Consider the following 24,630-nt stretch of genomic DNA (forward strand, 5'->3'; position numbering starts at 1 on the left):
GATTTAATTTAATAAACCAAAAATGTCAAAAAATCTAAAAGTCAGCGTATGCATGATAACGTATGGCCACGAAAAATTTATTGAAGAAGCAATAAATGGCGTGCTTATGCAGGATGTTGATTTTGATGTTGAATTGATTATTTCTAATGATGCATCTCCGGATGGGACTGATGAAATTGTAAAATCGATTATACAAAATCATCCAAGAGGGAACTGGATAAGGTATGTGAAGCATGAAGAAAATATTGGAATGATGTTAAATTCTCAATTTGTACTAGAGGCTGGTAAAGGAGAATTTATTGCCATTTGTGAAGGTGATGATTATTGGACGGATTCTCTTAAACTCAAAAAACAAGTTGGTTTTTTAGAAAAAAATCCTGATTACGTAATGTGTTTTCATCGCTGTCAAGTTCTTCTTTTCGAAGATGAAGAAAAGAAGTTTATTGATCAGCCTCTAGAAGAGATTGATTATGAATATAGCTTGTACGGTTTATTGTATAAATGGAACATACCGACAGCATCAATTGTTTTTAAGAATGTTTTTTTGAATAAGAACAATACATTTCCAAAGGAATTTTTAAAAGTTCATAGCGGAGATATTGCATTAGCATCATACCTATTTCAATTTGGTAAATTCTATCTATTTAAAGAAATTATGTGTGTTTATAGGGTTTTCGGTTTAGGTGTTTCTGTAAGCCATAAAAGTTTAAGAATGATACATTATAGGACCAATTTATATTATAAAATAAATGAATATTATAATTTCAAATATGAAGAAGAAATCTATCAGGCATTACATGATATAATGAATAGATATGCGCCAACTCTTTGCAAGGAAAAATATACATTAGCAGGCTACTCAATAAGAAAATTGATATATGTCCTTTTTCGTAGAATAAGAAAGAAAATAAAAAAATAAATCCATCTGTATAATAAATGCATTAATTAAGGTGTGTTGATTGAAACATTATATGCTGTCAAATTGTTTAGTAATGAAATTATTCTAGAAAATATATGAAAATGCCACTAGTATCCATTTGCATCCCAATATATAATGGAGATTTATTCTTAGAGGAAGCTTTAGAATCAGCTATTAATCAGACATATTCTAATTTAGAGATTATCATTTCAGACGATAAATCAATAGATAAAAGTTTAGAGATAATAGAACGTTTTAACAGTAAAACCGAAATACCTTTCTATATATACGATCATGAACCCAATGGAATAGGTAGCAATTGGAACAATTGCATAAAATATTCAAATGGAGACTATATAAAGTTTCTTTTTCAAGACGACTTACTGCGGTCGGATTGTATTGAAAAAATGATTGATTTAGTAATATCAGAAAAAAATATAGGTTTGGTTTATTGTAAAAGAACTATTTTACATAATCCAAAAAATGCAGCACATATTGCATGGGTTGATTATGGAGGAACATTACATAAAAAATGGTCTGCGATACAAGTTCAACAAGGTGTTATAAATGGTAAAAAATATTTGTCTGATTTATATTTAATGCAAGAGCCTTTAAACAAAATCGGTGAACCTACAGCAGTTTTACTTAAAAAAGAATGCTTCCGAAAAGTTGGTTTTTTTGATGAAAACTTAAAACAGGCTTTAGATATTGATTATTGGTATCGCCTAATGAAATATTATAAAATCGGATTTATTGATGAAGAATTGGTTTCCTTTAGACTGCATGATAATCAAGCTACATATATTAACCAGATTAATCAAATTAATGAGACAGACTTACTAAATAGAAAGTTATATAAATCTATTTTTTGGTGTTTTCATCCGAAAAGAAGATGGAAATTTTTTAAAAGTTATAGTTTCGTAGGTGATTTAGTAAGAAAGTGTAAAAAAATTTTTTGATAATAATTTACTTAAAAATGTTCCCAGATTAAAAAATGAAAATAAGTGTAGTTATAGTTACTTTCAACGGTATGAAATGGATAGAGGATTGTGTAGAATCAATCTTAAAAAGTACATTGATGCCAGAAATTATTATTGTAGACAACTGCAGTACAGATAATACACTTGCATTTTTAAAAAATAATTATTCTCAAAAAATAAGATTAATAGAGTCTGAAGAAAATTTGGGCTTTGGTGGCGCAAATAATATAGGCATTTCATTAGCACTACAACAAAACAGCGATTTTGTTTTTTTACTCAACCAAGATACTATTATAGAAAAAGATACTCTGGAAAAACTTTTAGAAGTGTCAATTAATAATCCGGATTTTGGAATTATTAGTCCGATACATTCAGACGGAAAAGGATCTCAGCTGGATATTAGTTTTTTGTATTATATAAATCGTCATTCTTCAGATTTAATTTCAGATTCTATTTTAAACAACAAGCTTAAAGAAATTTATCCAGTCGAAATGATCAATGCTGCCGCTTGGTTTCTGCCAAAAAAAACATTCGAAATTGTTGGAGGATTTGATCCAATCTTTTTCTTATATGGCGAAGATGATAATTTCTGCCAGCGTGTGCTCTATCATAATTTGAAAATTGGAATTACACCCAGAACAGTAATAAACCATGACAGTGATAATAATTATTCCTTTACTTTTCCTGCTGGTTCTGAAAAATATTACAAGAAATTTCTAAATAGAATAAAAGTAAAATACGGAGATGTAAACTCAGATGATTATAAGAAGATTGATAAGATGAGAATGCATTTTTTGAAAAAAGCAGTTGTAAGTCTATTCAAGCTTAATTTTAAGAATTACCAGATAAATAAAACGAAATATAATCTTATCGATAAAAAAAGTATTATGGCGAGTGTTTTTAAAAACAGGGAAGTGGGTAAAAAATATTTAGTTTAATACTATGGAATCAAATAGTAATTTGCTGGTTTCTGTAATTATTCCTTGCTATAATGATTACAAATATATACAGGAAGCAATACAATCTATTAATAATCAAACGCATAAAAATGTTGAAATTATTATTGTAGACGACGGCTCTGATGTTCAGACAAAAGAAGTTCTTAAAAATTTAAATCAGGAAAATCTAACTATAATTTACCAGGAAAATGCGGGGCCAAGTGCCGCAAGAAATAATGGTATTAAACAGGCAAAAGGAGATTTTATCTTGACTTTGGATGCTGATGATTATTTTGAAACTGTTTTTATTTCGAAAGCTTTAAATTCTCTTATTCAAAATCCAAAAGCAGGATTGGTCAGCTGTTGGATTAAAGTTTTTACTGAAGAAAGAATTGTAGAAATGTTTAAACCGGAAGGTGGATCTATTGAGAATTTTTTATTGCATAATAATGCATCTGGAAATACTTTGTTTAGAAAAAAATGCTGGCAGGATGCAGGCGGCTACGACGAAAAAATGCGAAAAGGATATGAAGATTGGGAGTTTAATTTATCAGTAGTCAAAGCAGGATGGGAAATTATTATTATTGAAGAATTTCTTTTTAATTACAGAAGGAAACCAATATCAAGAAATTCTGAAGCAAATAAATTTTATAAATATGATTTGTGGAAATACATTTATCTAAAACATAAAGATGTATGGAATGCAAATCATGAATTAATGATCAATAATACCTTCCTGCAAATGGAAATTTTAGAGAAGGCAACACATAATCTTCGTAAGTCTATTGATTATAGAATTGGGAAAATGCTGTTAGCTCCTTTTAGATTCATCAAAAATGTTTTTTTTCGCTCTAATAAAAAGTAAAATTTAAATTTAATAACTAGATGCCTAAAGTTTCTGTACTGCTGCCGGTTTACAATTGCGAAGACTATATAAAGGAGACTATTGACAGTGTTTTAACCCAAACTTTTCCGGATTTTGAATTGATAATTATAGACGACTGCTCTACCGATAATACGGTTGAAATTATTGAAAAATATGACGACTCCAGAATAAAATTTATACGAAAAGAAAAAAATTCCGGTTATACCGATAGTTTGAATTTTGGAATAGGTGTTGCAAATGGAGAATATATTGCTCGTTTGGATGGTGATGATATTTGTGCTGAAACCCGATTTGAAAAGCAGGTAAATTTTTTAGACAGTAATCCAGAAATAATATTGTGTGGTACTGCTATACAGATTATAGGTACTAACGATATTTTAAAACATCCTCGCACTCATGAGGAAATAAAAATAAAACTTTGTTTTGGAACCGCTTTTTGCCACCCATCAGTTATGGTCAGAAAAAAGGTTTTGGAAGAAAATAAGTATGATAAAAATTTTGAACCGGCAGAAGATTATGAATTATGGACAAGATTAGCCTTTAAAGGAAGACTTGCCAATATTGATGAGGTATTGCTGTTTTATAGAATACACAGTAATCAGGTTTCAAATACAAAAAAAGAAATTCAACATAATGCAGCAAGTGCGTGCAGAAAAAGAATGTTGAATAAGCTTGATTTAGAAAATCACTTTTCTGAACAAGAAATAAATCATATCGTAATTAATGCAGTTCCTAATACAATACAAGATTGCAAATTAGGGATAGATCTCTTTAAATTTTTAAAAAGCAGTAATAAAACACATAAAATTTATGATGTTGAATTGTTTAATGAAAGGATAAACTCTTTTCAAACCTCTTTTTTGAGAAAATATTTTACAAAGCAAAATTTTTTCAAAATTAGTTCAATTCAGTTTTTTTTAAGCACATTAACAATCAATGATTTTTTTAGAATTTCTAAAAATATGCTTAAAAGTATAAACAGTAAAAATGATAAAAATACTATCTAAAAAATGAGAATTTTATTTGTTTCAATGCACTCTATACATTCCACGCGATGGATTGAAAATTTAAAAAATTCAGAACATGAATTGTATTGGTTTGATATTTCAAATCAGGGAAAAATAGATGCTCTTGAAACAGTTAATCAGATTAGCGGCTGGAAAAAAAGAAAGTTACCTTATATAAAAGGGGAGTATTGGCTGTCAAAAAAATTCCCGAAGTTATACAAATCATTACAGCCTTATTTAGAAACTACAGAAAACGAAGCGATCGAGAAAGTTATTCAGCAAATCAATCCAGATGTTGTTCACAGCTTTGAGATGCACGCCGCATCGTATCCGATAGTTAAGACAATGAATAAATATCCAAACATCAAATGGCTTTATTCATGCTGGGGAAATGATCTTTTTTATTATCAGGATTTTCCATATCATAAAAATAGAATTAAAGATGTTCTAAAACGGGCAGACTATTTACATGCCGATTGTCAAAGAGATTATCCAATTGCTTATAATTTAGGTTTTAAAGGGACAAGTTTTGAGATGATTCCGACCGGTGGCGGATTTAAAATACAGGAACTCGAAGCTTATAAAGAGCCTATTGAGCAAAGAAAAATAATTTTAGTAAAAGGATATCATCATGAGTTTGGCAGGGCATTAAATGTTATCAAAGCTCTAGAACGTTTAAAAGATAAGATCAGCAGATACGAAGTAGTTATTTTTGGAGCTCATGCTGTAGTTCAAAATTATGTTAACAAGAATAATTTAAAGTATAAAGTTTACGGACGTCATGATTTATCTCATAAAAAGATATTAGAATTGATGGGTAAATCGCTAATATATATCGGAAATAATATTTCAGATGGTATGGCCAATACTTTATTGGAAGCCATTATTATGAGAGCTTTTCCAATACAATCTAATCCCGGCAATGTTTCTGCAGAAATTATAGAAGATGGGGTTAATGGTCTCTTGATTAATGATCCTGAAAATATTGATTCTATCGCAGCGTTAATTTCTAAAGCAATCGATAACCCGGAAATGCTTGAAAATGCAAGCAGAATAAATGAAAAAATTGCCATTGAAAGATTAGATTATAATGTAAATCAAAAAAAGATAGAAGCGCTGTACAGAAAACTTGAAGAAAATTCTAAAATAGAAATAAAATAAAGTTTCCCCATATAAGCTCTAATTGTTTAAAAATAAATTCTATTATGCTTAAATTGACAAGTATTAAAGTTGGTTATATTGTTTCCTATGACTACGAATATTTACTAACTTCAATTAATACTCTTTACGATTATGTAGATAAAATAGTTTTGGCTATTGATATTAACAGACAAACCTGGAGTGGAAACAAATTTGAAATTCCACAGTCGTTTTTTGATTCGATTAAAGAATTTGATAAAAGAAATATTATCGAAATCTATTTTGAAGATTTTTACGTGCCCTCGTTATCACCTATGGAATGTGAAACAAGAGAACGTAATTTATTGCTAAAAAAATTAGGCAGAAAAGGCTGGAAATTACAGCTTGATGTAGATGAATATATTTATGACTTTAAAACGGTAAAGAAATTTTTACTGCGAAATTGGTTTTTTAATGTTTTTCCGAAACTGACTCCAATGCAGTTTAGAGGAAAATTGATCACATTATTTAAAGAAATTCAAGACGGATTTTTATACATAGACAATAATGAGCGTTTTTCATTTATTACAAATGGAATTCAAAACGAAACTGCAAGATTAGATTCTAAAACGCCTAGTTTTTATACCGATATAGTTGTTGTTCACCAATCATGGGCAAGAAAAAAAGAAGAAATAGTACAGAAAATCAGCAATTGGGGACACAGAGATGATTTTGACACTGCAGCATATTATGATTTTTGGGATAAACTGAATCAAAGTAATTATTTAGATTATGTCAACATCCATCCAATGCGTCCAGAACTTTGGAATAAATTGTACTTATTGAATTGTAACGGGATTAATGAATTTATTACCAACTATGCAGTATTGCATCCGCAGAAAATTACACAATTTGATAGTAGGTTTTTATACGATAAAGTGAAGAAAAAACTTTTTAAGAAATGATTGCCATAATTATTCCGTATTTCAAAATCGATTTCTTTAGAGAAACGTTACTCTCATTGGCCAATCAAGTTGATCAGCGATTTCATGTTTACATCTGCGATGATAACAGCCCTGCCAATCCTCAAGAGCTATTGTCAGAATTTGAAGGAAAATTTGCTTTTACGTATCATAAATTTACTGAAAACTTTGGCAGTATTTCTTTAGTTAAACAATGGAAACGATGTCTGAGTTTAATTGATGGTGAAGAATGGTCTATGATATTAGGAGATGATGATGTTTTGGAAACGAACGTAATTCAGGATTTTTATCATCACATGAATAAAATTAACGGCTTACAGATAGATGTTATTCGGTTTTCGACTGTTGTGATAGATGAGAATAATCAAAAAATATCAAATACATACACGCATCCAATAATTGAAAATGCAGTAGATTCTCTAATGCGAAAAATGGAGAATCTGACAAGAAGTTCCTTAAGTGAATATATTTTTAGAACAAAAAATTTCAATAATTATACTTTTAAAGAGTATCCAAGCGGATTATTTTCGGATGATATTTTGATTTTAAATCACGCCTCTTTTAAAAGTATTTATACCATAAATTCTTCGGTTATACAAATACGAAAAAGTAAAGTGAACTTATCCGGCGGACTAAAACTGAATACCAGACATGTTGCACTCTTAGAATTTCACAAAACGCTGTTGATAGAATTAAAGGAGAATTTTAATAAACAACAGATTTCATATATAGAATATAAGTTAGAAAGAGAAGTTTTTAATCATAGCAAAATCAGCATTTTGTTATTTTTGATAAAGTATTATTTTACTGGTTTTAAGTTTTTAAAATTGACTAGTTTAGCATGCAGAATTTTAGCCAAAATACCTAAATTGATTTTTCAAAGTTTAACCAAAAAAGGAAAATAATACATTCTAATTTTAGAACAATAAAAAAATGCGAGTAGGTTTTAATCCAAATAAAGATAAGCCGCAAGAGCCAAATGAATTTTTTCATCAGCTCATAATTCCTGTATATATTCCTAATCAGGACGGCTATTTTAAAGACAGCTTTACGATTTTAAAGTACTGTCTTGAATCTTTATTTAAAACAATTCATCCTAAAACCTATATAACGCTTGTAAACAACGGCAGCGATACTATTACAGCAGATTATTTAAATCAGCTTCGGGAAACTGGAAAAATTCATGAGGTAATTAATACCACAAATATTGGCAAGTTAAATGCAATTTTAAAAGGTATTTCAGGGCATGATTTTGCATTTATTACAGTTGCCGACTCCGATGTGTTATTTTTGAAAGACTGGCAAAAAGAAACGTATAATGTTTTTGAAAAATTTCCAAAAACCGGAGCCGTATGTCCTACTCCTTCTTCAAAATCACTAAAGTCGCACACATTTAATATTTGGTTTGAATTACTGTTTTCTAAATCACTCTATTTTACAAAAGTTAAGAATCCGCAAGCATTAAAAGCATTTGCTGCAAGCGTAGGAAATACTGAAATGTACAACGAGATTCACCTCCAAAAATACCTTACGATTTCTAATGGAGATTTTAGAGCAGTTGCTGGCGCCGGACATTTTATTACGACATATAGAAAAGAAGTTTTTGAAGAAAGAAATGTAAAATATTCCAACTTTATGCTGGGCGGAGACAGCGAAAGCAAATTGTTAGATTATCCCGTAGTAGAAAAAGGAATGTGGAGACTTTCTACAGAAGATAATTTTGCATTTCATTTAGGAAATGTAAAGGAAGACTGGATGCAGCAAACTTTAGAGGAAATAAAACCAAATGATTTTTATCCTGACAATTCAATTGATTTAAGTAAAATTAAATTGTCTAAAATTGCATTTTTTTTCAAATACAAAGTTTTCTCAAAGATTATTACAAGAAAACAAATTTGGTTTTACGGCCTTAAATTAAAAGGACTTTCTACAGAAGAAGCAATAAAATATACCCAAAAAAATGAATGATTCTGTAAAAGTAATCCTGATTTCGCAATCTGCGCTTCCTTTTTCAAAAATAGGAAGCTGGACAACGCTTTACAAGAACTATTTAGAGCACGATCATAAAATTGATTACATTGTTTGTCCAAAACCAGAAAAAAAATATAACGGAATTGAATATAGTTTTGTAAATCTCACACTGTGGCATAAACTGCAGCGTAAATTTTTGAAACGAAAAAAGCTGGAATTCCTGCAAGCTCTCGAAAAGATAATTATTCCCAATCAGAAATACATAATACAGATTGTTGATAATTACGGAATGGTTGAACCATTAAAAAAATATCTTCTTTCTAAAGGAATTGCCAATCAATGTTATATTCAGTTTTTTTATCACGGTTTTCCACCTTATCTAAAGCCAAATTCTGGAAGTGATTTTTATGAAATTATAGACGAAATGATTTTCTTAACTAATGATAGTTATTCGCAGCATAAAAAACAGATTGCAGCATTGCCAAATTATTATTCAGTATTACACAATGGTATAGATACTCAAAAATTTAAAAAAGTTTCAGAATCCGAAAAAATTGCCTTAAGAAAGGAATTAGGTTTTAATGATAAAAAAGTTTTTGTTTGGTGCTCTAACGACAGACCCAAAAAAGGTCTAGATTTAATTTTGAAAGTATGGCAGACCATTTATTCAGACTATAAAAACTGTTTATTGATAGTAATTGGAAACAATCCCAGAGAAAAAATGGATGGTGTACTGTTTTTAGGAAAGATTCCCAATAATGAACTTCCTAAATATTTCCAAGCTTCAGATTGTTATCTCTTTCCAACATTATGCGAGGAAGGTTTTGGACTTAGTTTGATAGAAGCTTTACATTGCGGTAATTACGGCATAGCTTCGGCATTAGGAGGTGTTCCTGAAGTTTTACAATATGGAAAACTGGGAAAACTAATAAAAGACCCATATGCTGTTCCGGAATGGGAAATTGCCATAAAAGATTTTCTACAAGGAAATATAGAAATTCCTGCTTTATCGTCTGATTTATATTCTATGGAAAACTGGAATAAAGGCATGAATGAGATTATTGACCGTGCAAAACTGAGATTTAAACAATGAAAACAATAGCTATAATTCCGGCACGCGGCGGTTCTAAAAGACTGCCTCAAAAAAATATAAAAGTATTAGGCGAATATCCATTATTGGTTCACAGTATTTTATATGCTCAGAGCAATAATAAAATAATTGATAAAATCTATGTTACTACAGATGATGAAGAGGTGAAAAAAACGGCATTAGAATTTGGAGCAAAAGTTATTGACAGGCCACAATTATTGTCTGGAGATTTAGAACCAACAGTTTCTGCTTTAAAACATGTTTTGCAATCTATAGAAGGAGAAGTAGAAAATGTAGTTTTGCTGCAGCCGACAAATCCTCTTCGTCCGCAAAATCTGCTTGATGATGCATTTGAAATTTATAAGAAAGAAAATTGCGACAGCTTGTTTACTGTTTCAAGAAATCATCAAAAATTCGGAAAAATTGCGGATAAAAAATTTATTCCCTTTAATTACACGATAGGACAGAGGAGTCAGGATCTGGAACCCATTTTTTTTGAAAATGGATTGTTATATATTACTAGAGCTTCTTTGATATTAAATGACATTATTATTTCAGAAAATGCTTTTCCATTCGAAGTAAATCATATTTTTGCCAGCGTAGATATAGACGATCAAAATGATTTTGAGTATGCGGCATATCTTCTTTCCAAAAACAAATAATACATCTTACAACATATTTATGAATCCGTACATAGAAATTGCAGGCAGAAAAATTGGACAAGATTTCCCGCCTTTAGTTATTGCAGAAATAGGTATTAATCACGAAGGATCGTTGCAGACTGCCAAAGAAATGGTAGATGCAGCACATAGAGCCGGGGTTGAGGTAGTAAAACATCAAACTCATATTGTTGAAGACGAAATGAGCGGTGCAGCCAAAAAAGTTATTCCGGGTAATGCAGATGTTTCTATTTATGAAATTATGGAACGCTGTTCCTTAAATGAAAATGATGAACTGGAACTTAAAAATTATGTAGAGAGTAAAGGCATGATTTTTATTTCGACGCCATTTTCTCGTGCAGCAGCAGAAAGATTAAAGAAGTTTGATATACCAGCATACAAAATTGGTTCGGGAGAATGTAATAATTATCCGTTGTTAGAACATATTGCATCGTTTGGGAAACCTGTAATTTTGAGTACAGGAATGAATACTATAGAAAGCGTACAGAAAGCGGTTGCTGTTTTTGATAAGCATAATGTTCCTGTTGCTTTATTACACACTACAAATTTATATCCAACACCTATTCATTTGGTTCGTTTTGGTGCAATGACAGAACTGCACGAAGCTTTTCCAGATAAGGTATTCGGCTTAAGCGATCATACGTTAAATAACAATGCTTGTCTGGGCGCCGTGGCACTTGGTGCCAGTATTTTAGAAAGACATTTTACAGATCATATGCAGCGAACCGGTCCGGATATTGTCTGCAGTATGGATGAAAAAGCCTGCGGAGAATTAATCGTCTCAAGTGCAGAAATAGCTTTGATGCGAGGCGGAACAAAAAAACCCGCCCTGGAAGAACAAGTAACAATTGATTTTGCTTTTGCTACTGTATGTTCTATTGCGCCAATTAAAAAAGGTGAAATTCTGACGAAAGAAAATATCTGGGTAAAACGCCCTGGAACTGGCAAAATTCTGGCGGAGCACTTTAATGATTTAATCGGGAAAACAGCATCAAGAGATATTGATAACGATGAACAATTAGATTTTACAGATTTTGAGTAATTCAGTCAAAAAAATCCTTTTCTTAACCGGAACACGAGCTGATTTTAGTAAAATCAAATCATTGATTTCGACCTTAGAGCAAGAAGCAGAATTTGAAGTTTTTGTTTTCGTAACCGGAATGCATTTACAAGAAATTTACGGTTACACATTAATTGAAATCGATCGTTGTAATTTTAAGAACGTATATACATTCGAAAATCATACGCACGAAACCACAATGGATCTTACATTGGCGAAAACGATCGAAGGTCTGTCCGGCTATTGTAAAAGCATAAATCCAGATATGATTGTCGTGCATGGTGATCGTGTAGAAACACTTGCAGGTGCTATTGTAGGATCATTAAATAATATTCTGGTTGCGCACATAGAAGGTGGAGAAGTGTCTGGAACTGTTGATGAATTAATTCGTCATAGTGTTAGTAAATTAAGTCATATCCATTTTGTGTCAAATAAAGAAGCCAAGAAAAGATTGATTCAAATGGGAGAAATAAAGGAATCTATTTTTACAATTGGTTCGCCCGATATTGATATTATGTTTTCTAATGCACTTCCCGATTTAGAAACAGCAAAGAAATATTATCAAATTTCGTTTAAAAAATTTGCTGTTGTAATGTTTCATCCGGTCACAACAGAATTTCAATCCATGAAGGAATACGCAGAAGACTTTGTCAATTGCCTTCTTGAGGATAATCATAATTATATTGTTATTTTTCCAAATAACGATTTAGGCAGCCAGTTTATATTAGATTCCTATCAAAAATTAAAATCAAATTCCAGATTTAGAGTTTTTCCTTCTCTTCGTTTTGAGTATTTTCTGACGCTCTTAAAAAACAGTCAATTTATTATCGGCAACAGCAGCGCAGGAATTAGAGAAGCGCCTTACTACGGAATTCCGATTATTAATATAGGAACACGCCAGCAAAATAGAGCTGTTCACGCAGATATTATCAATACAGACTATTCTCAGAAAAGTATAAAAGAAGCATTATCTATGATTGACTCACATCATGTTCAGGTTTCTTTAAATGATTTTGGAAAAGGAAATAGCAACGAATTGTTTTTAGATTCGCTAAAGAAAAACGATATTTGGCAGCTTAATCACCAAAAGCAGTTTAAGGATTTTTAGAAGAAAACAAAAAGAAGTTATTATTCGTAAATACTTATACAAACCTATTTTGCCAAGTATTAATAATAAAGTAAAATGAAGCAAATTTTGCGTAAATTTTTATGGGGAATTTTAGGAAAAGGATATTTTAATTTTCTTAAAGGGCAGCATAAAATCTACTTAGATCAGGCAAAAAATGTATCTATTGGATATAAAACCTATCATAATGGTGCATTTGTCTGGCAATGGCATCAAAATTCGGCATTAGAAATAGGAAAATATTGTTCTATTGCAAATGATGTTAACTTCATTTTAGATTCAGGACACCATATGGTAAGTGAGATTACAACATTTCCTCATTTTAATCATCTTGTTAATAAAGAAATCTCTATTGGAAATAAAAGCCAGTCAGATTTTAAAAAAGATATTAAAACGGCTGTTAGTAAAACTACAATTGGCAATGATGTCTGGATTGGAATGAATGCAGTAATTCTGCCAAATGTAAAAATTGGAGACGGTGTTACAATTCTGGCGGGTACAGTTGTAACGAAAGATGTTCCGGATTATGCAATTGTTGGAGGTATTCCCGGAGCCGTTGTAAAAATGAAATATGATTTGGATACAATAGATAAAATGAAAAAAATACAATGGTGGAATTGGAGTCCTGATAAAGTAGAAGAAAATGTTGGGGACTTTTATATTCCTATAAACGAATTTGTTAGCAAATGGCTCTAGTCATTAATTCTAATATTGTACTTAAATACTTAACTTAATTTATGTTTTTTAATTCCTTAGCTTTTGCTATTTTCCTGCCAATAGTTTTTTTCCTGTATTGGTTTGTCTTTAATAAAAACAAAAGCACTCAAAACGCCTTATTAATTGTAGCGAGTTATTATTTCTATTCCTGCTGGGATTGGAGATTCTTGTTTTTATTAGTTTTTTCGACATTTCTGGACTATTACACCGGAATACAAATTGAAAAAGGGAAATCTGAAAAAAGCAGAAAGTTTTGGTTTTGGCTTAGTATTTTAGTCAATTTAGGTTTTTTAGGAATCTTTAAATACTACAACTTTTTTGCGTCATCATTTTCAGAATTGCTAAATACAATTGGAGTTAAGGCAAGCCCAATATTATTAGAAGTTATTCTTCCTGTCGGAATATCATTTTACACTTTCCACGGGTTATCGTATGTAATTGATATTTATTACAAAAGAATTAAAGCAGAATACAACTTTGTAGATTATTCGCTTTTTGTAAGCTATTTTCCGCTTTTGGTTGCAGGACCAATAGAAAGAGCGACTCATTTACTGCCTCAGGTAAAAGTAAAAAGAGAATTTAATTTTCAAACCGCCAAAGAGGGTATATATCAAATTGTATGGGGTTTAGTCAAAAAAGTCGTAATTGCAGATACCTGCGCCGTATACGCAAATGCTATTTTTGATCATTATACTTCAGTAAATTCCTTATCGCTTATTTTAGGTGCGGTATATTTTGCATTTCAAATTTATGGTGACTTTTCCGGTTACTCAGATATAGCATTAGGAGTTTCAAAATTGTTTGGTTTAGATTTATTGAGAAATTTCAATTACCCTTATTTCTCAAGAGATATTGCAGAGTTTTGGCGACGCTGGCACATTTCACTTTCATCTTGGTTTAGAGACTATTTGTACATTCCGTTAGGAGGAAGTAAAGGCGGAATCTGGATGAAAATCAGAAATACATTTATCATTTTTATAGTCAGCGGATTTTGGCATGGAGCCAACTGGACCTACGTTGTGTGGGGTTTTATAAATGCAGTTTATTTTCTGCCTCTGTTATTATCTGACAGCAACCGAAATAATATAGACACGGTACAGTTAAAATTTAATTTTGATTCAGTCAGAGTACTAATGAATATTGTATTGACTTTTTTACTAACCTGTGTTGCCTGGGTATTCTTTAGAGCAAAAACCATAACAGACGCCGTTTTGTATTTAAAGACAATTGTTACAAATGGTAATTTTAGTTCTCAATATTTAGACAACGAACGTTACAATTACGAATTACTGCCAATGATTGCACTTTTTGTTTTGGTAGAATGGAACAATCGTACAAAAGTAGAACCTATATCAGGAAGAAGAAGTATGCTTAAATTAGCTATTGCAATTGCCGTAATTATAGCATTAGGAACTTACTCAGATTACAAGGAATTTATATATTTTCAGTTTTAATGAAGAAATTTTTAATTTATACAGTCAAAATAATTGTTATAACAGCCTTAATTGCAGTTATTCTCGACGCATTATACACGCTGGCTTTTATGCAGTCCAGAAATCGCGGAAAAGTTGAAACTGTGGTAAACTCAAAAGCCAAAAAGTTTGATGTGATCATATTGGGTTCCTCTCGTGCAAACAATCATTTTGTGGCACAGATGTTTGAGGATAAAGGTTTGAAAACTTTTAATTACGGAATGAGCGGCGGACATTTATTTGAAGCTTCATTAATGTTGAAATTAATGATTGAGAGAAAGTACACAATTAAAAATGTCATTTTAGAAGCTGATTTAAATCTTTCTAACGAGCATCAGGCAGAAGGTATTGCGGCTTTGTTTTTGCCGTACATTCACAATTCTGAAACAATTAGAAAGCATTTTGAAAATGAAGAAGATTATAATGAATTGTATTATGTACCGTTTTACAGATACATTAAATATGACGGAAAAATAGGTTTTAGAGAAGCTTTCCTGACAGCAGTGCACAAAAAAACAGGAATTCTAGATAACTTAGGATATCGTGGACTCGAAAAACACAAAAACGGGAATATGAAAAACAATATTGTTAATCTAAATCCGCTTCCTCATAATAAATATTACGAAGAAATTAAAAATATCTGCAAAGCCAATAATATTAATTTTATATCAGTAATGACACCAATGTGCGAAAATGTTAAGGGAATGAACTACTTTGACAAAGTTAAAAAAGCATATCCTGAAATTTATAATTATGAAAATGTAGTGACAGAAGATAAATATTTTTCTTCCTGCGGTCATATGAGCGATGCTGGCTCGAAAGTTTTTACAGCCAGAATTCTAAAAGATTTTTTTGGAAAGGAATAAATAAGAACAGTTTCTGTTTTTAAAGTTGAAGTGCTAATTGTTAGATTTACAACGTTTTTGTTACGTTTTTTAAATGGAAAATAATAAAATTATGCTGCTTTTTCCTGACGGAGTTGGGATTAGAAATTATCTATATTCTAGTGTCTTCGAGGGTATTAGTGAAGATTTGGTGTTGTTTCATAATTTTGATTCAGAAACTTTAAAAGCAATTAGAGAAAATGTTTTAATTAATGATGAAATTTCAATTCCGGTCTACAAAGAATCAGTCAAAGAGAAATTTTTAAGAGAATTAATCTGCCTTTCAAGACTTTATTATAATGCTCAATTGGTTAATAATAAATCATTATTAACCAATTGGAATTGGAATCAAAAGACATTTTCTAAAAAGATATTTTATAAATTAATAGAAAAAACGGCTCCCTTTTTTAAAAAATATTCGAGTATTTTAAAGCTGGAAAAGCAATATCAAAAAGCAATTCGCCAGAATATTTTTTACGATGAGGTAAAAGATATTTTAAAAGCAGCACAGCCAAAAGTTATTTTTTGCTCACATCAGCGGGCTTTAAAAGCAACAACAATTTTTGCCGCCGCAGCTGATTTAGGAATTAAGACTACGACTGTAATTTATTCCTGGGATAATTTATCTAAAGCCCGAATGGCTTTGCGAGCGGATAATTATTTAGTTTGGTCTCACCATATGAAGAAGGAATTAGAAATATACTATCCGGAAATTCCTTCTGAGCAAATTCATATTACAAGCACTCCGCAGTTTGAATTTTATGAGAATGAACAAAATATTATTAAAAAGGAAACCTTTTATGAGCAATACAATTTAGATCCAGATAAAAAAATTATCTGTTTTTCTGGTGATGACACTAAAACATCTCCAGATGATCCGAGTTATTTGAATGATATTGCAGAAGAATTAACAAAAGCTGGTCTGCAGAATGAATATCAAATAGTATTGAGAAGATGTCCTGTAGATTTTTCTGAAAGATATAAATCTGTTGTAAATAATTATAAAGGTCTCATAAAGGAGATTGCGCCTTTATGGTATTTTAATACATCAAACGAATGGAATGCAGTTTATCCTTCAATAGAAGATGTAAAATTATTGTGCAGTACTGCTTTTTATGCAGATATTGTAGTGAATGTAGGATCTACAATGGCTTTTGATTTTGCAATGTTTAATAAGCCTTGTGTTTTTATTAATTACGATCAGCAGACTAAAAATGTAAAAGATTGGTCGGTAGAAACTATTTATCAATTTCAGCATTTTAAAAGCATGCCAAGTGAGGATGCCGTTATATGGCTTAATGATAAAGAAGAAATTGTGGCAAAATTAACTCTTGCAAAAATATGCAGTCCCGCAATGCATCAGTGGAAAGATATTGTACTTGAGGATTACAAAGAATCTGCTGCAAAAATAAGAGAAACCATAAATTCTATTTAAAATGCACATCTGTTTCTTAACAAACGAATATCCTAAAGAAGGATTTCCGCATGGCGGTATGGGAAGTTTTGTTAAAACTTTGGCAGTGGCATTGGTCAAAAAAGGAATAAAAGTTTCGGTGATTGGTCTCAATTATACTTCAAAAAATGAAACCGAAACATTAGAAGGTGTTCGTATCTATCGTTTAAAACGAAGTACAGTAAAATTGTTTTCTTGGTATTTTAACTTTAAAACTATAAATAAAAAAATAAAAGAAGTTCATAAAACAGCACCAATAAATATTGTGGAAGCTTCAGAACTTGGTTTAGCTTTTATTGCCAAAATAAAAAATATTAAATACATCATCAGGCTTCATGGCGGTCATCATTTCTTTGCTGAAAGCGAAAACAGGAAAATCAATAAATGGAAAGGATTTCAGGAAAAAAGATCCTTTAAAAAAAGTGATGCATTTGTTGCTGTCTCTCAATTCGTAAAAAAGCATACAGAAAAATACCTTAGTTACAACAGCAAACCAGTTACTTATATTAATAATCCGATAAATACAGAACTTTTTCAGCCTATTGTTGTTAATAAACAAGAACCAAAAATAGTTTTTGCCGGAACGGTCTGTGAGAAAAAAGGAGTTCGACAGTTAATACAAGCTTTTCCCTTAGTAAAAAAAGAGTATCCCGATGTTTCATTAGAAATATACGGCAGAGATTGGTTTTTTCCTGATGGAAGTTCCTATATCAAGATGCTCCAGGAAAAAGAACTGCCTCAATTAGGAGAGATTATAAACGATATTCATTTTCATGGAGCAGTTAAATTTACTGACATTCCTGCAGTATATGCGACGGCAGCAGTATGTGTTTTTCCATCTCATATGGAAACTCAGGGTTTAGTAGCACCAGAAGCTATGGCCATGAAAAAAGCAGTTGTATTTACAAAATTAGGACCGGGACCAGAAACGATAGAGAATTATAAAACAGGATTGTTATGCGATCCTTATAATCCTGAAGATATTGCTGAGAAAATAGTTTGGTTTTTTCGAAACGAGGAAAAAGCAGAAGAAATTGGTAAAGCAGCAAGAGAATTTGTTCTTGAGAAATATCACTTGGATAAAATTGCTGTACAAAATATTGAATTTTATAATAGTTTAAGCAAATAAATTCAAGATCGAATTGCCCTATTCATATTAATATAAATTGAATTTGATCTTAGTCAGAATAAAAAATGAAAACAATCTTAATAGCACATAATTATACAGAAGGTTCTTTTGCTTTTATGAGCTATTACTTGGCTCGTCATCTGGCACTTAATGGTAACAGAGTTGTATTTATTTCTCATAAACCATTTTTTATCAAATCGTTCAAAGAAAATTTAGAAAAGGGAGAGCTGCTTGTTTATTCCTGGCCAACAGAAAAAAGACCCGTAAAAATTAGTGATGCATTGTGGTTTGCTAAAATTTATATTAAGTATAAACCTAGTGTAATAATAAGTCATTTTGTAAATGTTAACATTACCACTATAGTGTCAAAAATACTGTCTTTTGGGAGCGTTAAAACGTTTCCTTATTACCATACACTTTCAACCCAAATTCAGCAGGATGTTTCCAGTTCGTCTTTGAGCAGGAAATTAAAAAAAATTAGAAAACAATTACTTTATAAAGGATTTGCAGATTCAGTTATCTGCCCTTCGGATTTAGCCAAAGAAGATTTAAAAATATATTTTAACAGCTCAAAGGGAATTAAGATATTAAACCCAATGAGAGATCGATTTATCGAAAAAAAAGCATCAAATCCAGATGTTATTTTAATATCGTATTTAGGTCGTCTGGAACCTTCAAAAGGTGTAATTGATTTAATCAGCGCTTTTTTGGAATATAAAAATAAGTTTAAAAACTCCAAGATAATTTTGAATATTGCAGGCGGCGGAATTCTCGACAAACAAATAGAGGAATTAGGCGCTCATAATGATGCTGTAAACATAGTTGGACCATTGTCGTATAGCGAAATAGATGCGTATTTAAACAAAAGCCATTACGCAGTGATACCATCAAAATCAGACAATCTGCCAACAGTCGGATTAGAGGCAATGATGAATCAAACCCCTTTGTTGATCTCAAATAATACGGGACTTTCTTCAGAATTAAAAGACGGAATAGAATGTTTTAAATTTAATCCCAACATAGAAGAAATGATTTTAATGTTTGAAAGAGTAGAAAATAATGACCAAAAACATTATGATATGGGAATCAACGCAAGAAAAACATTTTTAGAAAAATTTGGTATCGACAGTTATGTGGAAGCCATGAACCAAATAATCCAAAAATCTTAAGAAGTATTTAATTAATCGTTCACTTTATTCAAAAACAAAATCAGTGCCAAAACCAATAAACTTTACCATCATTACCCATGTGTCTCATTACAAAGAGAATGCTCATTTATTGGGTTATGCTCCCTATGTGCGCGAAATGAATATTTGGTTAAAATATATTGATTCGGTTACCATTGTTGGTCCTTTAAGTAAAGAAAAAGCGGGAAATATTGATTTAGCTTACGAACATTCAAAAATATCATTTAAAGAAATCACTGCTTTGGCATTAACAACTCCGCTTGGTGTTTTAAAAAGTATGATTAATTTACCGTTTGTGCTTTGGCAGATTTTTAGAGCAATGCAGACCGCAGATCATATTCATTTGCGATGTCCTGGAAATGTTGGACTTTTAGGATGTCTGGTTCAAATTTTATTTCCCAGCAAAATAAAAACAGCAAAATATGCCGGAAATTGGGATCCAGAAAGTAAACAGCCATGGTCTTACAGACTGCAGAAATATATTTTAAATAATACTTTTTTGACCAAAAATATGCAGGTTTTAGTCTATGGAGAATGGCCGGAACAATCAAAAAACATAAAATCTTTTTTTACAGCGACCTATTCAGAGTCTGATAAAGAGATCATTGAAAAAACCAGTTTTAACTCAGGCATAAAATTTATCTTTGTCGGAAGTCTGGTTTCAGGAAAAAATCCTTTGTATGCAATTAAATTAGTAGAAAGATTAATTGAAAAAGGTCATAACGCTGTGCTGGATTTGTATGGTGAAGGTGTAGAAAGAAAATCTTTAGAAGAATATATTCAAAATAATAAATTGAACAATCATATCTTTTTAAAAGGAAATCAAAATTTAGAAATAGTAAAAAGTGCCTATCAAAACAGCCATTTTGTTGTTTTGCCATCTAAAAGTGAAGGCTGGCCCAAAGCCGTTGCCGAAGGTATGTTCTGGGGATGTGTTCCTATTTCGACTTCGGTATCCTGTGTGCCTTTTATGCTGGATTATGGAAAAAGTGGTATTTTATTGAAGATGAATTTAGAAACCGATACAGCTCCAATAGAAGCTATGCTTTTAGATAATCAATGCTTTTACTCTAAAAGTGCACTTTCGTCCGGCTGGTCACAAAATTATACTACTGATATTTTTGAGGCAGAAATTAAAAAGCTTTTGCATAAATGAGAGTTGTACAAATTATAGATTCGCTGGCACTTGGAGGTGCTGAGAAAATGGCAGTAAATTTTGCAAATGCATTAGCAGATGAAGTCGAATTTTCTGGATTAATTGCTACTCGTAAAGAAGGAGATTTATTAAATCAAATAAATAAAAATGTATCGTATTTGTTTTTAAATAGAAAAAAACAAATTGATTTTAACGCCATTTTCAGATTACGAACATATCTCAAAAAGAATAAAGTTGATATAATTCATGCTCATAGTTCTTCTTTTTTTACAGCGGTTTTAGTAAAGTTTACTTTACCCGGAATTAAAATTGTGTGGCATGATCATTATGGTCCCCGCATTAGAGAAACAAAAAAAGAAAATAAAACATTAATTGCTTTATCTTATTTTTTCTCTTCTGTACTTACTGTCAACCTTCAGCTGCAGGATTGGAACATAAAAAATATGCATTGCAAAAAAGTATTCTTTCTTCCAAATTTTGTATCGAAGCGTGAAGATAATCAGCAGCTGACAACTCTAAATGGGAACGATAACAAACGAATCGTTTTTTTAGCAAATCTAAAAGATCCTAAAAACCATCTTTTGATTGTAAAATCTTTTCATGAATTAAAATTAGAACAATCCGGATGGAGTCTTCATTTAATAGGAAAAGATTATTTTGACTCGTATTCAGACAATATTAAAAAATTTATAAACTCAAACTCCCTGCAAAATCATATACATTTGTATGGCAGTAAAAACGATGTTAATTATATATTATCACAATCTACTGTTGGAGTATTGGCATCTACAGATGAAGGATTTCCGGTAACATTATTAGAATATGCTATGGCGCAGCTGGCAGTTGTTTCTACAAATGCAGGATATTGTTCTCAGGTAATTCAAGACGGGTTTAATGGATTATTGTTTGATCCCCTAAATGATTTGGAAGTAAAAAGCCAGCTCAAGAAAGTAACAGATGATGAGTTGCTTAGGAAAAACTTAAGCGTCAATTTTAGAGAAACTGTCATTAAAAATTATTCAAAGGATAAAGTAATTGAAAAATTAATCGCGGCCTACAAAAATTAAATTAATGGAAAAATCTTCATTATCATATCTTTACTTGATCCTATTCCATGTTTTTATAGGAGTATTGGTTTTTATTTTACCTCTTATTTCAACATTATATACATTATCTATTGTTGTTTTTGGTCTTGCTTTTATTATAAAAAGCAAAAATAAAAATAATGAAGTACTGATAATGTCAGCGTATGTTATTGGTGCAGAAGTGCTTTTAAGGATGACAGGCGGTGCTATCCTAAATGAAGCGGGTAAATATATCATCATGATTTTTATGTTTACCGCTATTATTTATTCAGGCTTTTCTAACAGGGCATTTATATATTGGGTTTTCTTTATATTTCTTATTCCAGGTGTTATCGTTTCTGTTTTTTCTTTAAATTTTGATACCGATATTAGAAAGGCAATCGCTTTTAATATTACTGGTCCGGTTTGTTTAGGAATGTGCGCGATTTATTGTTTTGAGAGAAGAATAAGTTACGAAAGGCTAAAGTCTGTTATTACCGTATTATCATTGCCCTTAGTTTCTACAGCGGTCTATCTTTTTTTGTATGCTCCGAGTGTGAAAGAGGTAGTAAAAGGAACAGATTCTAATTTTTTAACGTCAGGCGGATTTGGACCAAACCAAGTGTCTACCGTATTAGGTTTAGGACTTTTTATATTCTTTGTACAATTCCTTTTGAATTCAAAAAACAAACTGCTTTTGATGATAAATGCTTCATTTGTTTTGATTTTTGCATTTAGAGGTATTGTTACTTTTTCGAGAGGAGGAGTAATCACCGCAATCGTCATGATCGCGTTATTGTTAATGGTGCTTTATTATCAGGGAAATTCTCGTGCTAAGTCAAAAATTGGTGTGGTAGTAATTATTACTTTCTTGGCAGGACTTGGAGTTTGGGGCTATTCTTCATTACAAACTAGCGGATTAATTAATAAAAGATATGCAAATAAGGATGCTCTTGGCAGAGTAAAAAAAAGTAAACTGTCGGGAAGAGAAACTCTTATTGCTTCAGAATTTCAGATGTTTTTAGACAATCCTATTTTAGGAGTAGGAGTAGGAAAAAATAAAGAAATTAGAAAAGAAGAAACTGGAATTAATGCTGCTTCTCATAATGAAGTTACAAGAATGGTTGCAGAACATGGCACCTTTGGTATACTGGATTTAATGATTTTACTCTTTACTCCGTTGATATTATTTGCAAACGATCGGCGAAATATATTTGCACTTTCGTTTTTAGCATTTTGGTTTTTAACCATAAATCATGCTGCAATGCGTACCGCAGCGCCAGCATTTGTTTACGGTTTGGCACTACTTTCTGTAGTGGCAAAAAAACCTGAAAAAGAAGAAAGTACACTGAATTAATTTATGTTTTTTATGATACATTTGCTCTGCCTAATTACCCCCAAATTATTAGAATAAATGACTAAAAAAAATAAAATACATTTTGAGATTTCGGAGCGGAAAGTACTGCTTTCTGTTTTTGATGCCTTTTTTGTTTTGACGGCCTTGTATGGCGTAAGCATGATATTCGATTACCATTATTTTGCTTTTGTCTGGACACACTACTATGCCCCAGTTTTACTTATTGCCTACATTTACATTTTCGGATTCATCTTCGAAATGTATAATCTTCAAGTCGCCAGCAATCAATTTCAGATTCTGCGAAACGTAATTTTTACAGTAACAACAACTGTTTCGGTTTTTTTGTTTACCCCTTTTTTGTCGCCAGAACTTCCTAAACAGCGATTGGTGATTTTTATCTTTTATTCTACAGTACTTTTTATATTACTTCTTTGGCGATTTTTTTATGCCTATTTTCTCGCTTCTCAGCGTTTTACTCAAAATGTGATTTTAATATGTGATAAAATTCAGGTAGGAGATTTGGTTTTAGGATTAGAAAATGTCGATCCAAATTACAAAATTATAGGTTTTGTAAATTCAGATGCTGCTTCAAATGAAAATTCAAAATTTCAATATGTAAAAGAAATTAAAAAAGAGAATTTGGAGGACTTCGTAAGAAAGAATAATGTCGCAGAAATTGTCATCGCCTGTCAAAGTACAGATGGAATCACAGCCGATTTATACCAGCATTTACTTCATTTATTAGAAGCAGGAAATATAATCAGAGAATACACTCAGGTTTACGAAAGTAAAACACAGCGAATCCCGGTTCATTATATTTCAAGAGATTTTTATCGTTTTTTTCCTTTTAGCCGCAGTAATAGTAATAAGCTGTACTTGAGTTTTGTACGGTTAATAGAGTTTTTACTGTCTGTTACAGGTCTGATGATCTGCGGGCTGTTAATTCCTTTTATAGCTTTCGGAAATTTTTTAGCAAACAAAGGAAGTTTGTTCTATACGCAGCAGCGCGTTGGAAAGCACGGAGTTGTTTTTGAGATTTATAAGTTTAGAACTATGATCAGCAATTCAGAAATTAATGGTGCCGTATTTGCCGCCGCAGACGATAAAAGAATTACCCCATTTGGAAAATTTATGCGCAAATCAAGAATCGATGAGCTTCCTCAGTTTTTTAATATTTTGAAGGGAGATATGGGAGTTATCGGGCCAAGACCGGAGCGTCCGCATTTTGTTCAGGAAATTGCCAGTATTATGCCGTTTTATGAAACACGTCATGTTATTAAACCCGGACTTACAGGCTGGGCGCAGGTAAATTATTCTTATGGAGAATCTATAGACGAAAGCCTCATAAAACTGCAATATGATTTGTATTACATTAAACACAGAAGTATTTTTCTGGATTTAAGTATTACATTTAAAACGATTACAACAGTTTTATTCTACCGCGGACAATAA

At 31.3% G+C, this 24,630-nt stretch carries 23 protein-coding genes; all 23 read left to right on the forward strand.

From position 1 onward, the window contains the following. Positions 1-22: 22 nt before the first annotated feature. The gene (locus tag B0A68_RS07630; RefSeq protein ID WP_051892468.1) at positions 23-919 is read left to right on the forward strand and encodes a glycosyltransferase family 2 protein; all 897 of its coding nucleotides are present in this window, start codon (positions 23-25) and stop codon (positions 917-919) included. Between the two features lie 101 nt (positions 920-1,020). Beyond that, on the forward strand, positions 1,021-1,878 hold the full coding sequence (locus B0A68_RS07635) for a glycosyltransferase family 2 protein (RefSeq protein ID WP_165571324.1): 858 nt from the start codon (positions 1,021-1,023) through the stop codon (positions 1,876-1,878). A gap of 35 nt (positions 1,879-1,913) precedes the next feature. After that, on the forward strand, positions 1,914-2,837 hold the full coding sequence (locus B0A68_RS07640) for a glycosyltransferase family 2 protein (RefSeq protein ID WP_035682384.1): 924 nt from the start codon (positions 1,914-1,916) through the stop codon (positions 2,835-2,837). A 4-nt stretch (positions 2,838-2,841) separates the two neighbouring features. Then, complete coding sequence (locus tag B0A68_RS07645) at positions 2,842-3,702, forward strand: glycosyltransferase family 2 protein (protein WP_035682381.1); 861 nt, start codon at positions 2,842-2,844, stop codon at positions 3,700-3,702. Positions 3,703-3,722: 20 nt separating this feature from the next. Continuing rightward, positions 3,723-4,730 (forward strand): glycosyltransferase family 2 protein, encoded by a 1,008-nt coding sequence (locus B0A68_RS07650; RefSeq protein ID WP_051892466.1) that lies wholly within the window; start codon positions 3,723-3,725, stop codon positions 4,728-4,730. 3 nt (positions 4,731-4,733) lie between these two features. After that, complete coding sequence (locus tag B0A68_RS07655; RefSeq protein WP_035682378.1) at positions 4,734-5,891, forward strand: glycosyltransferase; 1,158 nt, start codon at positions 4,734-4,736, stop codon at positions 5,889-5,891. A gap of 44 nt (positions 5,892-5,935) precedes the next feature. After that, positions 5,936-6,814 carry a hypothetical protein gene (locus tag B0A68_RS07660; RefSeq protein ID WP_051892464.1) on the forward strand — a complete coding sequence of 293 codons (879 nt, stop codon included), beginning with the start codon at positions 5,936-5,938 and terminating at the stop codon, positions 6,812-6,814. Further along, entirely contained in the window at positions 6,811-7,737 is a 927-nt protein-coding gene (locus tag B0A68_RS07665; protein ID WP_051892463.1) for a glycosyltransferase family 2 protein, read from the forward strand. The genes B0A68_RS07660 and B0A68_RS07665 overlap by 4 nt, the downstream gene beginning before the upstream one ends. Before the next feature lie 28 nt (positions 7,738-7,765). Beyond that, complete coding sequence (locus tag B0A68_RS07670; RefSeq protein ID WP_035682376.1) at positions 7,766-8,800, forward strand: glycosyltransferase family A protein; 1,035 nt, start codon at positions 7,766-7,768, stop codon at positions 8,798-8,800. Next, entirely contained in the window at positions 8,793-9,896 is a 1,104-nt protein-coding gene (locus B0A68_RS07675; protein WP_035682373.1) for a glycosyltransferase family 4 protein, read from the forward strand. Before B0A68_RS07670 ends, B0A68_RS07675 begins: the two co-directional genes overlap by 8 nt. Continuing rightward, a complete protein-coding gene (locus B0A68_RS07680; RefSeq protein ID WP_035682371.1) occupies positions 9,893-10,555 on the forward strand; it encodes an acylneuraminate cytidylyltransferase family protein in 663 nt (220 codons plus the stop codon). The genes B0A68_RS07675 and B0A68_RS07680 overlap by 4 nt, the downstream gene beginning before the upstream one ends. Positions 10,556-10,574: 19 nt before the next feature. Then, positions 10,575-11,615 carry an N-acetylneuraminate synthase gene (gene neuB, locus B0A68_RS07685; RefSeq protein ID WP_035687861.1) on the forward strand — a complete coding sequence of 347 codons (1,041 nt, stop codon included), beginning with the start codon at positions 10,575-10,577 and terminating at the stop codon, positions 11,613-11,615. Further along, the gene (gene neuC, locus B0A68_RS07690; RefSeq protein WP_035682369.1) at positions 11,608-12,741 is read left to right on the forward strand and encodes a UDP-N-acetylglucosamine 2-epimerase; all 1,134 of its coding nucleotides are present in this window, start codon (positions 11,608-11,610) and stop codon (positions 12,739-12,741) included. Before neuB ends, neuC begins: the two co-directional genes overlap by 8 nt. A 75-nt stretch (positions 12,742-12,816) precedes the next feature. Next, entirely contained in the window at positions 12,817-13,455 is a 639-nt protein-coding gene (locus tag B0A68_RS24805) for a CatB-related O-acetyltransferase (RefSeq protein ID WP_051892462.1), read from the forward strand. Positions 13,456-13,496: 41 nt separating this feature from the next. Further along, positions 13,497-14,930 (forward strand): MBOAT family O-acyltransferase, encoded by a 1,434-nt coding sequence (locus B0A68_RS07700; RefSeq protein ID WP_035682366.1) that lies wholly within the window; start codon positions 13,497-13,499, stop codon positions 14,928-14,930. After that, positions 14,930-15,814 (forward strand): hypothetical protein, encoded by an 885-nt coding sequence (locus tag B0A68_RS07705; protein WP_035682363.1) that lies wholly within the window; start codon positions 14,930-14,932, stop codon positions 15,812-15,814. The genes B0A68_RS07700 and B0A68_RS07705 overlap by 1 nt, the downstream gene beginning before the upstream one ends. 73 nt (positions 15,815-15,887) lie before the next feature. Continuing rightward, positions 15,888-17,267, forward strand: a complete 1,380-nt coding sequence (locus B0A68_RS07710; RefSeq protein WP_035682362.1) for a glycosyltransferase family protein — start codon at positions 15,888-15,890, stop codon at positions 17,265-17,267. A gap of 1 nt (position 17,268) precedes the next feature. Continuing rightward, on the forward strand, positions 17,269-18,414 hold the full coding sequence (locus tag B0A68_RS07715) for a glycosyltransferase family 4 protein (RefSeq protein WP_035682359.1): 1,146 nt from the start codon (positions 17,269-17,271) through the stop codon (positions 18,412-18,414). A 65-nt stretch (positions 18,415-18,479) separates the two neighbouring features. Beyond that, positions 18,480-19,583 (forward strand): glycosyltransferase family 4 protein, encoded by a 1,104-nt coding sequence (locus B0A68_RS07720; RefSeq protein WP_035682356.1) that lies wholly within the window; start codon positions 18,480-18,482, stop codon positions 19,581-19,583. A gap of 43 nt (positions 19,584-19,626) precedes the next feature. Continuing rightward, on the forward strand, positions 19,627-20,757 hold the full coding sequence (locus tag B0A68_RS07725) for a glycosyltransferase (RefSeq protein WP_316930968.1): 1,131 nt from the start codon (positions 19,627-19,629) through the stop codon (positions 20,755-20,757). Further along, complete coding sequence (locus B0A68_RS07730) at positions 20,754-21,824, forward strand: glycosyltransferase (RefSeq protein ID WP_035682354.1); 1,071 nt, start codon at positions 20,754-20,756, stop codon at positions 21,822-21,824. Before B0A68_RS07725 ends, B0A68_RS07730 begins: the two co-directional genes overlap by 4 nt. A 4-nt stretch (positions 21,825-21,828) precedes the next feature. Beyond that, on the forward strand, positions 21,829-23,178 hold the full coding sequence (locus B0A68_RS07735; RefSeq protein WP_035682351.1) for an O-antigen ligase family protein: 1,350 nt from the start codon (positions 21,829-21,831) through the stop codon (positions 23,176-23,178). A 57-nt stretch (positions 23,179-23,235) separates the two neighbouring features. Beyond that, positions 23,236-24,630, forward strand: coding sequence for a sugar transferase (locus B0A68_RS07740; RefSeq protein ID WP_035682350.1), 1,395 nt, complete (start codon positions 23,236-23,238; stop codon positions 24,628-24,630).

Origin of the sequence: Flavobacterium reichenbachii (assembly GCF_002217435.1) — a bacterium.
Classification (GTDB): Bacteria; Bacteroidota; Bacteroidia; order Flavobacteriales; family Flavobacteriaceae; genus Flavobacterium; species Flavobacterium reichenbachii.

Excerpts from the sequence above, each read along its gene's own strand:
- B0A68_RS07640 (WP_035682384.1), top strand. The coding sequence starts at position 1,914 with ATGAAAATAAGTGTAGTTATAGTTACTTTCAACGGTATGAAATGGATA.
- neuB (WP_035687861.1), top strand. The coding sequence starts at position 10,575 with ATGAATCCGTACATAGAAATTGCAGGCAGAAAAATTGGACAAGATTTC.
- B0A68_RS07635 (WP_165571324.1), top strand. The coding sequence starts at position 1,021 with ATGCCACTAGTATCCATTTGCATCCCAATATATAATGGAGATTTATTC.
- B0A68_RS07670 (WP_035682376.1), top strand. The coding sequence starts at position 7,766 with ATGCGAGTAGGTTTTAATCCAAATAAAGATAAGCCGCAAGAGCCAAAT.
- B0A68_RS07705 (WP_035682363.1), top strand. The coding sequence starts at position 14,930 with ATGAAGAAATTTTTAATTTATACAGTCAAAATAATTGTTATAACAGCC.
- B0A68_RS07740 (WP_035682350.1), top strand. The coding sequence starts at position 23,236 with ATGACTAAAAAAAATAAAATACATTTTGAGATTTCGGAGCGGAAAGTA.
- B0A68_RS07660 (WP_051892464.1), top strand. The coding sequence starts at position 5,936 with ATGCTTAAATTGACAAGTATTAAAGTTGGTTATATTGTTTCCTATGAC.
- B0A68_RS07680 (WP_035682371.1), top strand. The coding sequence starts at position 9,893 with ATGAAAACAATAGCTATAATTCCGGCACGCGGCGGTTCTAAAAGACTG.
- B0A68_RS07710 (WP_035682362.1), top strand. The coding sequence starts at position 15,888 with ATGGAAAATAATAAAATTATGCTGCTTTTTCCTGACGGAGTTGGGATT.
- B0A68_RS07645 (WP_035682381.1), top strand. The coding sequence starts at position 2,842 with ATGGAATCAAATAGTAATTTGCTGGTTTCTGTAATTATTCCTTGCTAT.
- B0A68_RS07655 (WP_035682378.1), top strand. The coding sequence starts at position 4,734 with ATGAGAATTTTATTTGTTTCAATGCACTCTATACATTCCACGCGATGG.
- B0A68_RS07630 (WP_051892468.1), top strand. The coding sequence starts at position 23 with ATGTCAAAAAATCTAAAAGTCAGCGTATGCATGATAACGTATGGCCAC.
- B0A68_RS07700 (WP_035682366.1), top strand. The coding sequence starts at position 13,497 with ATGTTTTTTAATTCCTTAGCTTTTGCTATTTTCCTGCCAATAGTTTTT.
- B0A68_RS07675 (WP_035682373.1), top strand. The coding sequence starts at position 8,793 with ATGAATGATTCTGTAAAAGTAATCCTGATTTCGCAATCTGCGCTTCCT.
- B0A68_RS07650 (WP_051892466.1), top strand. The coding sequence starts at position 3,723 with ATGCCTAAAGTTTCTGTACTGCTGCCGGTTTACAATTGCGAAGACTAT.
- B0A68_RS07735 (WP_035682351.1), top strand. The coding sequence starts at position 21,829 with ATGGAAAAATCTTCATTATCATATCTTTACTTGATCCTATTCCATGTT.
- B0A68_RS07730 (WP_035682354.1), top strand. The coding sequence starts at position 20,754 with ATGAGAGTTGTACAAATTATAGATTCGCTGGCACTTGGAGGTGCTGAG.
- B0A68_RS07665 (WP_051892463.1), top strand. The coding sequence starts at position 6,811 with ATGATTGCCATAATTATTCCGTATTTCAAAATCGATTTCTTTAGAGAA.
- B0A68_RS24805 (WP_051892462.1), top strand. The coding sequence starts at position 12,817 with ATGAAGCAAATTTTGCGTAAATTTTTATGGGGAATTTTAGGAAAAGGA.
- B0A68_RS07715 (WP_035682359.1), top strand. The coding sequence starts at position 17,269 with ATGCACATCTGTTTCTTAACAAACGAATATCCTAAAGAAGGATTTCCG.
- B0A68_RS07720 (WP_035682356.1), top strand. The coding sequence starts at position 18,480 with ATGAAAACAATCTTAATAGCACATAATTATACAGAAGGTTCTTTTGCT.